Here is a 13,808-nt window from a genome sequence, read left to right as displayed (position 1 = left end):
TAATTTTATATAAGGGAGGGTTATTTGAGCGTATAGATAAGGGTTGGTCTTTAATTTAAGTTCTGAATTTTCTGTTTTTAAAATGATATTTAGCACTCATTTGTATATTTTATAATAGTTTTTTGATAAATTCACTGCTTTCGCAGAGGGTTCTTTTTTATGAAAGAAACGTCAATTTTCTTCATATATATATACAAATTGGAGAAATGGGGGAGCGCTATGCGCGATTACTTAATTAAACCACTTGTTGGTCAGCCGTATCCAATGATTTCACATGGAAAAGGTGTGTATTTGTATGATCAAAACGGAAATAAATATTTTGATGGCTCGTCAGGGGCAATTACGGCAGGTATTGGGCATGGCGTAAAGGAGATTGCGGACGTTATCAAAAAGCAAGCAGAGGAGATTGCTTTCGTTTATAGATCACAGTTTACGAGTGAACCAGCTGAAAAATTAGCGAAGAAATTAAGCGATTTAAGTGTAGGAGATTTGAACTGGAGCTTTTTTGTGAATAGTGGTACGGAAGCAAATGAAACAGCTATGAAAATTGCAATTCAACATTTTCAAGAGCGAGGTATTCAAGGGAAACATAAAATTTTGTCACGATGGATGAGTTATCACGGTATTACGATGGGAGCCTTATCAATGTCTGGGCATCCACTGCGTAGACAACGTTTCGTGTCAATTTTAGAAGATTATCCAACTATTCCAGCTCCATATTGTTTTAGATGTCCGGTACAAAAGGTATATCCAACTTGTCAGCTTGCTTGTGCGACTGAACTAGAAAGATCAATTGAAAGGATTGGGGCAGAACATATTGCGGCTTTTATTGCTGAACCGATTATTGGAGCAGCTGGAGGTGCAGTCGTTCCGCCGAAAGAATATTATAAAGTTATTAAAGACATTTGTAGTCATTACGATATTTTATTTATTGCTGATGAAGTAATGACTGGGCTTGGGCGTACTGGTGCATGGTTTGCGATGGAGCATTGGGGTGTAGAACCGGATATTATGACCCTTGGTAAAGGTTTAGGAGCTGGATACACACCGATGGCAGCGACGGTTGTAAGTGACCGTGTTATGGAGCCAATTTTACGAGGATCGCGTTCTGTTATGAGTGGACATACGTTAAGTGCAAATCCATTATCTGCAGCAACAGCTCTAGCTGTTATTGAATATATGGAGAAACATAATCTACCTGAAAAAACAGCGGAAAAGGGAGAGTATTTAATAAAAGGATTACAGAAAGTTCAGCAACAATCAACAATCATTGCTGATGTGCGTGGAAAAGGATTGCTGATTGGAGTAGAATTGCAACCGTTTATAAAAGCGTCGGAACTTATTTTGGTTGCAGCTAAAAATGGTCTTCTTTTATACCAAGCTGTTTCAGGGCAAGCAGGAAAAGAAGATAGCGCACTGCTTGTAGCACCGCCAATGACAACTACATATTCCGAGTTAGATGAATTACTTTCAATTTTTGCAAAAAGTGTTGAAGAAATGATGCAAAAAGGAGGGCATAGTATCGCATGACAACTATTACGAATACATTCAGTAAATTAAAAGAGATAGAGGAGGTAATTTCTTTATTCCACGATGATATGACATTAATGTTTGGGGGATTTGGGGGGATTGGCTCCCCTCCATCTTTAATACAGGCCATTTTAGAAAAAGGAGTTACAAATTTAAATTTAATTGGAAATGATACAGGATTTCCTGATGTAGGAATCGGTCGTCTCGTTACGAATGAAAGAGTAAAATCATTAATTACTTCTCATATTGGATCAAATCCAAATGCAGGAAGACAGCTAAACGAAGGAAGGTTACAAATTGAGTTTTCTCCTCAAGGAACATTAGCAGAGCGTATTCGCGCTGGTGGTGTAGGACTTGGTGGCGTATTAGTTGATGTAGGTGTTGATACGATTGTAGAAGAGGGAAAACGTACTGTTGAAATGAATGGTAAAACATATTTAGTTGAAACAGCATTAACTGCTGAGGTTGCGATTGTATATGCGAAAAAGGCAGATCCGTTCGGCAACCTTGTGTTTGATAAGAGCGCTCGTAACATGAACCCTCACGTTGCTATGGCCGGGGATATAACGATTGTAGAAGCAGAAGAAATCGTTCCACTGGGAAGTTTAGATCCAGAAGAAATTGTTGTCCCAGGAGTATTTGTAAATTATATCGTACCGTCGGAAGGAGTGAATTGGAAATGGGTATGGGCGTAGAAGTGAGAGATAAGATTGCTAGACGTGCAGCGAAAGAAATACAAAATGGTATGATTGTAAATTTAGGAATTGGTATACCATCGCTTGTACCGAATCATTTGCCTGACGATATAAACGTTATGTTTCATGCAGAAAATGGAATTGTAGGTATGGGACCTACACCAAGCAAAGGAAATGAAGACGAAAATTTATGTAACGCAGCAGGTTTGCCAACTTCTCTTATTACAGGAGCAAGTTATTTTGATAGTTGCACAGCGTTTGGGATGATTCGAAAAGGTTTACTAGATATAACGATTCTTGGTTCATTACAAGTAAGCGAGAATGGTGATTTAGCAAACTGGATTGTTCCAGGAAAACGTGTTCCAGGTATTGGAGGAGCAATGGATTTAGCTCAAAAAGCGAAGCGGGTCGTTGTTGTGATGAATCATGTCGATAAATACGGAAATGCAAAAATTGTTTCGGAGTGTACATTACCATTAACTTCAAAAAAATGCGTAGATTTAATTATTACGGATATGGCAGTAATGGAAGTAACGCAGGATGGACTTATTTTACAAGAATTGATGAGCCCATACACAGTGGAAGATATAAAACAACATACAGAAGCGGATTTTAAAATTGGCTCTAACTTACTAGTAATTGAATGAGGGGAGATGTAATATATGGAGCAATTAAAAAAACAAGTTTGTGATTATATTGAGAGTCATGAAGAAGAAAGCGTAAAATTTTTAAAACGATTAATTCAAGAAAAGAGCGTATCTGGTGATGAAAGTGGTGCGCAGGCAATTGTGATTGAAAAATTACGTGAGCTAGGTTTAGATCTTGATATATGGGAGCCATCATTTTCTAAAATGAAAGATCATCCTTATTTTGTATCACCGCGTACAAGTTTTTCAGATAGCCCGAACATTGTGGCAACCCTTAAAGGAAGCGGCGACGGGAAATCTATGATATTAAATGGGCATATTGATGTCGTACCAGAAGGAGATGTGAATCAGTGGGACTATCATCCTTATAGTGGTGAGAAAATAGGAAATCGTATATATGGTCGTGGAACGACAGATATGAAGGGCGGCAATGTCGCATTAATACTTGCGATGGAAGCAATTATTGAATCTCGTATTGAATTAAAAGGAGATATTTATTTTCAAAGTGTAATAGAAGAAGAAAGCGGCGGAGCAGGAACATTAGCAACTATATTACGAGGATATAAAGCAGATGGTGTTATTATTCCAGAGCCAACAAATATGAAGTTTTTCCCGAAACAACAAGGATCCATGTGGTTTCGTCTACATGTGAAAGGGAAAGCAGCACACGGTGGGACGCGTTATGAAGGAGTAAGTGCAATTGAAAAAAGTATGTTTGTTATAGATCATTTGAGAAAGTTGGAAGAGAAGAGAAATGACCGAATTACAGATCCATTATTTAAAGGAATCCCGATCCCAATTCCAATTAATATTGGGAAAATTGAAGGCGGTAGCTGGCCAAGTTCTGTTCCTGATTCGTTAATTTTAGAAGGAAGATGCGGTATTGCGCCGAATGAGACTATAGAGGCAGCAAAAGAAGAGTTCGAGAATTGGATCGCTGAATTAAATGATGTGGACAATTGGTTTGTTGAAAATCCTGTAGAAGTGGAATGGTTTGGAGCAAGATGGGTTCCAGGTGAACTAGAAGAAAATCATGAGTTAATTACAACGCTTGAACATAACTTTGTTGAAATCGAAGGGAACAAACCGATTATTGAAGCATCACCGTGGGGGACTGATGGAGGTTTATTTACACAAATCGCAGGTGTACCAACGATAGTATTTGGCCCAGGAGAAACGAAAGTAGCGCATTATCCAAACGAATATATAGAAGTTGATAAAATGATAGCTGCCGCGAAAATTATTGCATGTACATTACTAGATTGGTGTGAGGTGAAAAAATGAAATACTATGAATCTTTTAGAGAACAGACAAATGGCTATACAGTAGAAGGCGTGTTGGACTATTTTAATAAACGTATTCGAGTAGACCACTACACAGGAAATATTGAGAGAATCATCCAAACAATTGACGAATTAGCAGAGAAACATTCTTTCACTAAATGTATTGTTAAAGGAAAGGGAGAGCATGTTTCAACATGGCTCTCTTTCGGTTTTTTATTAGAAGCAACAATACCACATTATTTTCAAGGTCACGATGCATACTTCTTCGTGAAATTTAATAATGATGAAAGACGAAATAGTATTCATTGGGCTGAGGAAGATACCATTTTAAGCGGTGTAAAAGCAAAAGAAGTAAAGGAAAAAATAGTTCCGGAAAAATTCCTATTAAGAAAAGCGACAGAAGAGGACGCAGAAGAATTAGCAGCTGTCTTTGGAGAAGTGTTTGAAGTGTATCCAACTCCTTTAAACGAAGCGAGTTATGTAAAACAAACGATGAAAGAAGACGATACAATTTACTATGTGTATGAATTCGAGGGGAAAATAATTAGTACAGCGTCTGCAGAAATGAATATAAAAGAAGGAAATGCAGAATTAACGAATTGTGCGACCTTACCCGAATATCGTAAACATGGGTTTATGAAAAGTTTATTAATTAAGTTAGAAGAAGAACTTCAAGAAAAATCGATTTTCTGTTCTTATACAATTGCTCGATCGCTTTCTTTCGGAATGAATGCAGCCTTTCATCAGTTAGGCTATACGTATACAGGAAGATTGGCGAACAATTGCTACATTTTTGGTAAGCTAGAAGATATGAATATATGGGTAAAAGATTTGTCTAAATAGTACGTTATAAAAATAGAACGGAATCGTCATGCTTATAATCGCACATAGGTATGCCGGAAATTCGGCATAGTATTTGCTGGATTTTCGGCAAGAGGGGGGATGACATTGCTAGCAGTTTCGACACAAGAAGTCATTGAGGCGATTTTGGGCAGTATTGATGAGGCTATACACGCAGTAGATGAAAATGGTATTACAATTTTCTATAATACTGTAGCTGCAAAACACGATGGATCAAAAATTGAAAAAGTGTTAGGTAAACATTTGTTAGAAGCGTTTCCTTCTTTATCTAGGGAAACAAGTACGTTGATGAAAGTATTAGATACAAAAAAGCCAATCGTTCATCAAGTGCAGCATTATCAAAACTTAAATGGGGAAGACATTTGTACAGTAAATACGACGTTACCTATTTTCATAGATGGAAATATTGCTGGAGCTGTTGAAATTGCAAAAGATTATTCCACAGTACAAAAACTTACCGATACAATAGTCGATTTGCAGTCGAAAATAAAGCGGTCATCTAGAAAAAAAGCGGTCAAAAAGGATGTTGCATTTGAGACGATCGTGACGAATGATGCTCGGTTTAAACAGACGAAAGAATTAGCACAAAAAGTAGCCCCAACTGATGCGAATGTTTTAATATATGGGGAAACAGGAACAGGGAAAGAATTATTTGTACAAGCGATTCATGAAGCCTCTAAGCGGAAGAACAAGCCGTTTATTGCACAAAACTGTGCAGCTTTGCCAGAGTCTCTATTAGAAAGTTTATTGTTTGGAACAACGAAAGGTAGTTATACGGGGGCAATTGAACGAGCGGGATTATTTGAACTTGTAGATGGAGGGACATTGTTTTTAGATGAACTGAATTCAATGCCACTCGATTTACAAGCGAAAATGCTACGTGTATTAGAAGATGGTGTTATTCGTCGTATTGGTGATAATAAGACGAGAAAAGTAGATGTTCGCGTTATTACCGCAATGAATCAGCCACCAGAAATATGTTTAAAAGAGAATAAAATTCGCACTGATTTATACTATCGATTAAATGTCTTTTCATTATATATTCCGCCGCTCCGTGAAAGAACGGAGGATGTATTATTGTTAGCGTCTTATTTTTTGAAAGAATATAATAAAAGTTATAAAAAAGGTGTACTTCAAATGGATAAGGAAGCGAAAGAAAGACTACAAGCTTACCAATGGCCTGGAAATGTTCGAGAGTTAAAACATACGATTGAACATGCTGTCATTATTGCAGAAGGGAATACATTAACAGCCAATTGTTTACCGCGTACATTTCGGAAAGAGAGTTTTCCAAAGAAGAAGGGCATATTGCCTCTTAGAGAAGCACTTCATCAAACGGAAAAAAAATTAATAGATCAAGCGTTAATTGAAACAGAAGGGAATATATTACAGGCTGCAAAAATGTTAGGTATCCCTCGTCAGACGCTTCAATATAAACTGAGTAAGTACGACAAAACCGCCGAATAATTGGCGGTTTTTGTGTGTTTGCACCAATAAAAGAGCGTTTACATATATAAAAAGTAATGAATATGATAGTATGTATGGATTTCATACAGTGCTTAAAAATATTTTTTTCGCTTATATAATAGGGTTATCCGTACGTTTACTTATCAATAAAGTAAAGTTGGCATAACTATTGCTTATATAAAGGATGAGCGTATAAAAAGGGGGAATAGCAATGTTACATGATGTATACAAACCAAATCGTCACTGGAAGGATATCGAATTATGGAAAGATGTTACTGAAGAGCAATGGAATGATTGGGTTTGGCAATTAACGAATACGATCAAAACGTTAGATGACTTAAAGAAAGTGATTAACTTAACACCTGATGAAGAAGAGGGCGTTAAAATTTCAACGAAAACGATCCCGTTAAATATTACACCGTACTATGCTTGGTTAATGAATCCTGATGACCCACGCTGTCCGATTCGGATGCAATCTGTACCGATCTCGGAAGAGTTATATAAAACAAAATATGATTTAGAAGATCCGCTTCATGAAGATGAAGATTCACCAGTTCCAGGGTTAACACATCGTTATCCTGACCGCGTACTATTCTTAGTAACGAATCAATGTTCTATGTATTGTCGTTACTGTACACGCCGTCGTTTTAGTGGACAAATTGGAATGGGTGTGCCGAAGAAACAATTAGATGATGCAATTGCTTACATTCGTGAAACACCACAAGTACGAGATGTATTAATCTCTGGTGGTGATGGTCTTCTTATTAACGATAAAATTTTAGAATATGTATTAAAAAATTTACGAGAGATTCCGCATGTTGAGATTATTCGTATCGGAACGAGAGCGCCGGTAGTATTCCCGCAGCGTATTACAGAAAACTTATGTAACATTATTAAAAAATATCATCCAGTATGGTTAAATACACATTTCAATACATCTATTGAAATTACTGAAGAATCGAAAAAAGCATGTGAAATGTTAGCGAATGCTGGTGTTCCAGTCGGAAACCAAGCAGTAATTTTAGCTGGTATTAATGACAGTGTTCCAATTATGAAAAAACTAATGCATGACTTAGTAAAAATCCGTGTACGTCCATATTATATTTATCAATGTGACTTATCTGAAGGTATTGGTCATTTCCGTGCACCAGTTTCTAAAGGTCTTGAAATTATTGAAGGTTTACGCGGACATACGTCTGGTTATGCAGTACCAACATTCGTTGTTGATGCACCAGGAGGAGGCGGTAAAATTGCGCTTCAACCAAACTATTTAATTTCGCAAAGTGCAGATAAAGTTGTACTTCGTAACTTTGAAGGTGTTATTACAACGTATCCAGAGCCAGAAAGCTACATTCCAGGAAGAGCAGAAGGGTACTTTAAAGAAATTTATCCAAACTACGAAGAAAAACGTTCAGATGTTGGTATCGCAGGCCTTATGAGTGATAAGAAATTTAATCTTGTTCCAGACGATTTACAGCGTATGAACCGTCGTAAAGACTATGAGGATAATGAAACGCATGCAACATTAAAAGATAAACGTGATAAGCGCGACCAATTGAAAGATAAAAAATATCAAGCACAAATGGCTAAATTAGAAGAAAACGACAAAAAAACTGAGGGTGATGCAGTATGAATTGTATGTGGTGTGACAGTACAGAAGCAAAAGAAAGCTTAAATACTGTATATTGGGAATTACCAGATGGTACGAAAGCCATTGAAATCCAAGAGACACCATGCATTTCTTGTTCCTCATGTGGTATGGACTATCAATCAGATCAAACAGTGAAAGAAATAGAAGATCAATTGTTTCTAATTTATACGAAAGACTTACCAAAACAACTAACATATGAAGAATTAATGGGAAGACCACGTCTATTAAAAAGAAATTATTTCGACTTTTAACCAGCTTTTATGCTGGTTTTTTTCTTTTTTGCCTTGTATAATGTACCCAAGCTAGAAAGGTAGGGAATATTTTTGAAAAAGACATTTTACCACTATATGATGAAGCATCGTGCAGCTTTATTTAGTAATGAAATATCGAATTTAGCAGAGGCAATGTATGATGATTTAAGTTTTCCGAAGCAATCTGAAGATTACGATGAAATTAGTTCATACTTAGAGCTAAGTGGAATGCTAGAAAGTATGTCTATATTTGATGAAGCGTGGGATTTATACATACAAGATAGATAAAAACTATATGAACTTTTTTCGACATGAAGCTAGTCTATTTGCTAGCTTTTTTACGTTGTAAATAAATTTTCATATGGTGATATTTTTTATTGAAAAAATTTATGAATATACGCTTCTGTGATAAGCGTTTTTATGTAGGTTGCATATACTGTTATCAAAATCACGACGTCAAAAAAAGGAGAGATATAGATGGCAAGGAAAAAGCAACCTAAATATAACGTAGGGGACATAGTCGTGATTACGCTATATGGAACCGTTGGTAAAATCACAAATATGAAGGTTTTAGATGGAGTTTACGTATACGAAGTCAATAATCACGATGGATTTTACGTAGAGCAAACATTGCAGCACGTTACAGAGCAAGATATGAAAAAAGGTGAAACTGAGTGGATTGAATTAAACTATAATTTCACATTTGGTGATCTCGTGCAAGTAACAGGATATGATAAAGATGTTTTCCGTATTGTTGGTTTTCGTACAGAAGTATGGAGATATAAAAATGATGCATGGGAAGATACAATATATGAACTGTCACGAATTACGGATGGTGAATGGTTAGAAGCGGATGAGTCAGATTTAACGTTACTTGCCAATGCTCAAACGGCAAATGCAATTTTGAAGAAAATGAAACAAGATAAAGCAGGTATGAATAAATTAGATTTAGGAAAATTAAAGTCAATTAACAACTCAAAAAAAGTGAGTGTTAAGACAAATCGTCAAGAAATCATTGATGGATTACTTGATATTTATAACGATTACCAATTGTTATTTGATACATTTAAAGATGAAGAATACAAAATTGTTATGGATGTTGTTCATAATTATTTAGTTAAATTGACAGAGAAAAAATAGTTAACTAGAAAGAGAGAATGAATTGAACAACAACATATGCAGTATAAGGTATGCCTACAATTATTAAAAAAATAAAAAGCCATTTAATAAGAGAGTCTGCCCATTGATCTTCATGCATGAACTCTTCTTTTGTTTGTCCTACTTCTTGCTTTACCTCGTATTGATATTCCATAATTATATCCCCCTTTTTGATAGCTTGTACTACCATCGTATGCACCTTGTCCAAAGGATATGACCTATAAAAAAGAAAAACTATTTTTCTAATCTCATATACATATTTTTGAGATTTTTTCATAAAACAGAAATAAAGGAGTGATGCTCATGAAGGAAATTGAAGTCGTAATTGATACGGAAGAGATTGCGGAGTTTTTTTATGAGCAACTAATTGAAAGAGGATACGTCCCAAAACGAGAAGAAATTGAAGATCTCGCAGATATTACATTCGAGTATTTATTAGAGAAATGTATGATTGATGAAGTGTTTGATGAAGAGGGTGAGTGAAAGTAACGACGGGCTTAACTCGTCGTTTTTTACTCTTTACAAACTTGTCACAAATGTAGCCAGCAATACTTGGTATAATTAAAAGAAAATTTTACTCAAGAGGTGAAGGGATGTTCAAAAAAATTATTGATTCTTTATTAGGAAAGAAAAAATATCGTTCGTATTCTAGTAGTGATTATCGCCATAGAGGTCGCTCTTATTCAAGTAGCGATTATAAACGACGTTCATCTGGTTATGGGCATCATCATTATAAAAGAAAACGTAAAAGCCGTAGCTTCTTTTCAAGTAGTTGATGAAATGGCGTCGTATACTAGCTTTATTTGATAGACCACTGCGGAAAAATACAATTGTTGTAGAACGTTATAAAATTGAATCAGTAATTGGAATGGGTAGTTATGGGGTTACATATGTCGTTAATGATTTACAAATAAATAGATATAAAGTCTTAAAACAATTAAGACAAAGTAAACAAAGATATGAGTCTGGTAGAAAATCATTTGAACAAGAGAAAATGATTTTACAAACATTAAATCATCATGCAATTCCTAGTTTATATGATCATTTCGTATGGGAGAAAAAAAGCTTTTTTGTGATGGAATATATGCCTGGTAAAAATTTTGAAGATTATATTTTCTTAGATGGACATGTATATACAGAACGTGAAGTTTTAAAAATTTTATATAAAATATTAGAAATTGTATCAGTGTTTCATAGTAAAGGTATTATTCACCGAGATTTACGCATTCCAAACATATTAATGAAAGAAAACCAAATTAGTATTATTGATTTTGGGTTGGCGAAATTGAAAGGTGAGGGTGATGAACGAGCTACAACGTATGAAGGTGAACAAGCTTTGATGCGAGAAGTTCACTTTCGTAGCGATTTTTATGCGCTTGGTCATTTCTCATTATTTTTATTATATGCAGGCTATGAATCTAATGAAAAACATGAAAACCCATGGTATGACGAATTAACTTTGGAAAATTACAACCGTGAAATGCTGATGCGAATGTTACAAATAAAAACGCCGTACTATGAGAATGTACAAGATTTAAAAAAAGATGTAGCTTTTGCTTTAGAAAGGATGGAGAATCCATGTTTCAAAAGTTTTTAGCAAGCGTTGGTATCGGTAATGCAAAGGTAGATACAGTTCTTGAAAAAGATGAGTATATTGTAGGAGAAGAGATACTCGGGAAGGTTCACATAACTGGAGGTTCCGTCAGCCAACAAATTGAAAGCATTTACTTAACGCTATCAACATCGTATATTCGAGAAGTGGATGATAAAAAAATAACAACAACATATGATTTAGAGCGAGTTCGTTTAACAGAACCTTTTTCTGTTGAGCCGAATGAAAAAAGAGAAATTCCATTTTCATTTAAAATGCCAGTTGAAACACCGCTTACTCTTGGAATGAAAACAGTTTGGGTTCACACAGGCCTTGATATTAAACGTAGTATAGATCCAAGTGATCGTGATTACATTCAAGTGTTGCCAAATGCACTATTAAATAGTGTGTTAGAAAGTGTGAATCAATTAGGTTTTAAAGCGCGTCATATAGAATGTGAAGAATTACCGTATCGATTACGTAAGCAAGTTCCATTTGCACAAGAATTTGAGTTTGTTCCTGTTTCTGGACAGTATTATGGGAAATTAGATGAACTAGAATTATTAATTTTACCAAGTGCTTACGATCGCCTAGAGATTATTATGGAAGTAGACAGAAAATCTCGTGGATTAGCAGGTTTATTTGCAGAAGCACTTGATCTTGATGAGAAAGTGATGCGCTTTACAGTAACGAATGAAGATATTCCAATGATGAAAGAAACAATTAACAATTATATTTTTAAATAAACTATGCATAAAAAAGGAATGGAGAGGAAAACTAAAACAACCGCTCCATTTTTTTGCATAGTGAGGTTATGTATGTGAAACGATATCGACATTTATACTTGTTAAGTTCAACGCTACTCATTTGTTTTGTCGTATTATCACTTTCGTATCATACCGCTTGTATTGAGAAATTTGACAATATAGTCGCGCATTTTATTCGGAGTTTTCGAAACGATTATTTGACAGCCTACTTTACTTGGGTGTCGTTTATCGGTTCCAAAAGAATATATTTTCCGTTACTCATTATTCTTGTAATGTATTTTCTCGTTAGAAAAAAGTTGCTTAGCGCATTACTTCTAACAATTAATTATTATGGATCTCGTTATTTAAACAGTATGCTTAAACTATGGTACGAGCGAGCAAGACCTGATGTGTCGCAGCTTGTTACTGCAACTGGATATAGTTTTCCGAGCGGTCATACGATGAATGCTACTGCTTTTTTAGGATTTATTGCATACGTCACGATTACAGAAGAACGTATTACATTGCATAAAAAATTGTTGATTATTTTTATAGCGAGCTTTGTTGTATTATCTATTTCAGTTAGCCGAATATATCTTGGCGTTCACTATCCATCTGACATATTAGCAGGATGGGCAGCTGGCGGTAGCTGGCTCGTTTTATGCGTAATATTTCATAAAACGTTCATTAAAAAAGAACCTATGTCATAATAGGTTCTTTTTCCATTGGTTCAACATGAATGTGCGCATGATAAATGCCAAACTTTTTCCGAAGCATAGCCTCGATGTTGTCAGTAATACAATGACTTTCTCCAACATCCATACGAGCATCTACCTCAATTGTAATATCAACGTACGTTTGATTCCCGTACATACGAGCGCGAATATCTACGATGTTTTCCACGCCACCAATATGTTCAATCGCATCAGCGTACTCTTCCATCTTATCTGGATCGATTCCATCCGTTAACATATGAGAAGCTTCTACGAAAATCTCCCATGCAGTTTTACAAATAATAAGACCGACAATTAAAGCAGCAATAGGATCTAAAATAGGCATTTGGAACTGCGAACCGACAATACCTACTACTGTACCAATACTTACGAGAGCATCTGATAAATTATCCTTTGCAGCTGCTTCTAATGATTTACTTCTTGTTCGTGCTGCAATCTTTTTCGTATACAAATACACACAGTACATAACGACAGCAGAAAATAAAGCTACCCATGCAGCAAGTACATTAGGTGCTGCTTGTTTCGGATTTAAAAAAGATTGAATGGCACTAATAACAACTTCTAATCCGACCGTTGCCATAATAAAAGAAGCAACAAGTGATGCAATTTGTTCTGCACGCGAATGCCCATATGGATGATCTGGATCACGAGGTTTCCGAGAGATTTTTAGACCAATTAATATCGCTAAAGAAGCACCGATATCGGTTAAGTTATTTAAACCGTCAGCACGTAATGCGCTAGAGAGGGTAATATAACTGATGATAATTTTCATAGAGGATAAAAATATGTAGGCCAAAATGCTGACAATAGCACCTTTATCAGCTTCTTTATGAGAAAGAGTATCCATTTTAATCACTCACCTTTCTACAAGGAATTTCTTTCTATAAATAGAGTATCAAACGAAAGTCGTGTGGGTCTATACAAACATTGTTGACGTTTTATAGCTTTTTAAGAAGTGGATAACAAAGTTTCGTGAAGGAAAAATATGTTGTAAAGTGCAAAGTTAGGGTATGCAAGCGATTTAGATCTATGTATAACCCGGGAAGGAGAAGGGAGTACAAATATGTACACTTCTGACAGCTGATTTGGAAAAAATAAAAAACCCTCTAGAAAATATTTGAAGTGAACCCTGAAAACGGGACACCAATCAAAACACCTAAACCACTTGTTCCCTAAATTCTTTAGGGGATAGGT

At 35.6% G+C, this 13,808-nt stretch carries 17 protein-coding genes; 15 read left to right on the top strand and 2 right to left on the bottom strand.

Going from position 1 to position 13,808, the window contains the following annotated elements:
- The first annotated feature begins 219 nt into the window (after positions 1-219).
- From PDQ33_RS20415 to PDQ33_RS20370, 10 genes are all read left to right on the top strand, one after another.
- Positions 220-1,530, top strand: coding sequence for an aspartate aminotransferase family protein (locus PDQ33_RS20415; RefSeq protein WP_270756501.1), 1,311 nt, complete (start codon positions 220-222; stop codon positions 1,528-1,530).
- Entirely contained in the window at positions 1,527-2,225 is a 699-nt protein-coding gene (atoD, locus tag PDQ33_RS20410) for an acetate CoA-transferase subunit alpha (protein ID WP_000208119.1), read from the top strand. The genes PDQ33_RS20415 and atoD overlap by 4 nt, the downstream gene beginning before the upstream one ends.
- Entirely contained in the window at positions 2,210-2,872 is a 663-nt protein-coding gene (locus tag PDQ33_RS20405; RefSeq protein WP_000525280.1) for a CoA transferase subunit B, read from the top strand. The genes atoD and PDQ33_RS20405 overlap by 16 nt, the downstream gene beginning before the upstream one ends.
- A gap of 15 nt (positions 2,873-2,887) precedes the next feature.
- Positions 2,888-4,156 (top strand): peptidase, encoded by a 1,269-nt coding sequence (locus tag PDQ33_RS20400; RefSeq protein ID WP_061130882.1) that lies wholly within the window; start codon positions 2,888-2,890, stop codon positions 4,154-4,156.
- A complete protein-coding gene (ablB, locus tag PDQ33_RS20395) occupies positions 4,153-4,998 on the top strand; it encodes a putative beta-lysine N-acetyltransferase (protein WP_270393282.1) in 846 nt (281 codons plus the stop codon). The genes PDQ33_RS20400 and ablB overlap by 4 nt, the downstream gene beginning before the upstream one ends.
- 99 nt (positions 4,999-5,097) lie before the next feature.
- Complete coding sequence (gene rocR, locus PDQ33_RS20390; RefSeq protein WP_001997445.1) at positions 5,098-6,483, top strand: arginine utilization transcriptional regulator RocR; 1,386 nt, start codon at positions 5,098-5,100, stop codon at positions 6,481-6,483.
- A gap of 211 nt (positions 6,484-6,694) precedes the next feature.
- Positions 6,695-8,116, top strand: coding sequence for a lysine 2,3-aminomutase (ablA, locus tag PDQ33_RS20385; RefSeq protein WP_000902136.1), 1,422 nt, complete (start codon positions 6,695-6,697; stop codon positions 8,114-8,116).
- Positions 8,113-8,385, top strand: a complete 273-nt coding sequence (locus PDQ33_RS20380; protein ID WP_000995764.1) for a YokU family protein — start codon at positions 8,113-8,115, stop codon at positions 8,383-8,385. Before ablA ends, PDQ33_RS20380 begins: the two co-directional genes overlap by 4 nt.
- A gap of 72 nt (positions 8,386-8,457) precedes the next feature.
- Positions 8,458-8,673, top strand: coding sequence for a YozE family protein (locus PDQ33_RS20375; protein WP_000750724.1), 216 nt, complete (start codon positions 8,458-8,460; stop codon positions 8,671-8,673).
- 189 nt (positions 8,674-8,862) lie between these two features.
- Positions 8,863-9,525, top strand: a complete 663-nt coding sequence (locus PDQ33_RS20370; protein WP_000101501.1) for a hypothetical protein — start codon at positions 8,863-8,865, stop codon at positions 9,523-9,525.
- Between the two features lie 4 nt (positions 9,526-9,529).
- Here PDQ33_RS20370 and PDQ33_RS20365 read toward each other — a convergent pair whose 3' ends face one another.
- Entirely contained in the window at positions 9,530-9,697 is a 168-nt protein-coding gene (locus PDQ33_RS20365; protein ID WP_000456537.1) for a DUF3930 family protein, read from the bottom strand.
- Between the two features lie 149 nt (positions 9,698-9,846).
- On the opposite strand from PDQ33_RS20365, the gene PDQ33_RS20360 reads away from it, so the two are divergent.
- The 5 genes from PDQ33_RS20360 (at position 9,847) to PDQ33_RS20340 (ending at position 12,590) form a co-directional block, all read left to right on the top strand.
- The gene (locus tag PDQ33_RS20360) at positions 9,847-10,026 is read left to right on the top strand and encodes a YozD family protein (RefSeq protein ID WP_061130883.1); all 180 of its coding nucleotides are present in this window, start codon (positions 9,847-9,849) and stop codon (positions 10,024-10,026) included.
- A gap of 110 nt (positions 10,027-10,136) precedes the next feature.
- Positions 10,137-10,319: a hypothetical protein gene (locus tag PDQ33_RS20355; RefSeq protein ID WP_000473370.1), complete on the top strand. Its 183-nt coding sequence runs from the start codon at positions 10,137-10,139 to the stop codon at positions 10,317-10,319.
- Positions 10,319-11,140: a serine/threonine protein kinase gene (locus PDQ33_RS20350; protein ID WP_061130884.1), complete on the top strand. Its 822-nt coding sequence runs from the start codon at positions 10,319-10,321 to the stop codon at positions 11,138-11,140. The genes PDQ33_RS20355 and PDQ33_RS20350 overlap by 1 nt, the downstream gene beginning before the upstream one ends.
- Positions 11,122-11,880, top strand: coding sequence for a sporulation protein (locus tag PDQ33_RS20345; RefSeq protein WP_076872874.1), 759 nt, complete (start codon positions 11,122-11,124; stop codon positions 11,878-11,880). Before PDQ33_RS20350 ends, PDQ33_RS20345 begins: the two co-directional genes overlap by 19 nt.
- A gap of 74 nt (positions 11,881-11,954) precedes the next feature.
- The gene (locus tag PDQ33_RS20340) at positions 11,955-12,590 is read left to right on the top strand and encodes a phosphatase PAP2 family protein (RefSeq protein ID WP_002163663.1); all 636 of its coding nucleotides are present in this window, start codon (positions 11,955-11,957) and stop codon (positions 12,588-12,590) included.
- Here PDQ33_RS20340 and PDQ33_RS20335 read toward each other — a convergent pair.
- Positions 12,580-13,461 (bottom strand): cation diffusion facilitator family transporter, encoded by an 882-nt coding sequence (locus PDQ33_RS20335; protein WP_000380376.1) that lies wholly within the window; start codon positions 13,459-13,461, stop codon positions 12,580-12,582. The genes PDQ33_RS20340 and PDQ33_RS20335 overlap by 11 nt on opposite strands.
- Between the last annotated feature and the right edge of the window lie 347 nt (positions 13,462-13,808).

The organism is Bacillus cereus group sp. Bc031, from assembly GCF_027716265.1.
Taxonomy (GTDB): domain Bacteria; phylum Bacillota; class Bacilli; order Bacillales; family Bacillaceae_G; genus Bacillus_A; species Bacillus_A paranthracis.
The sequence above is the reverse complement of the archived record's forward strand: the minus strand, read 5'-3'. Positions and strand labels throughout refer to the sequence as shown.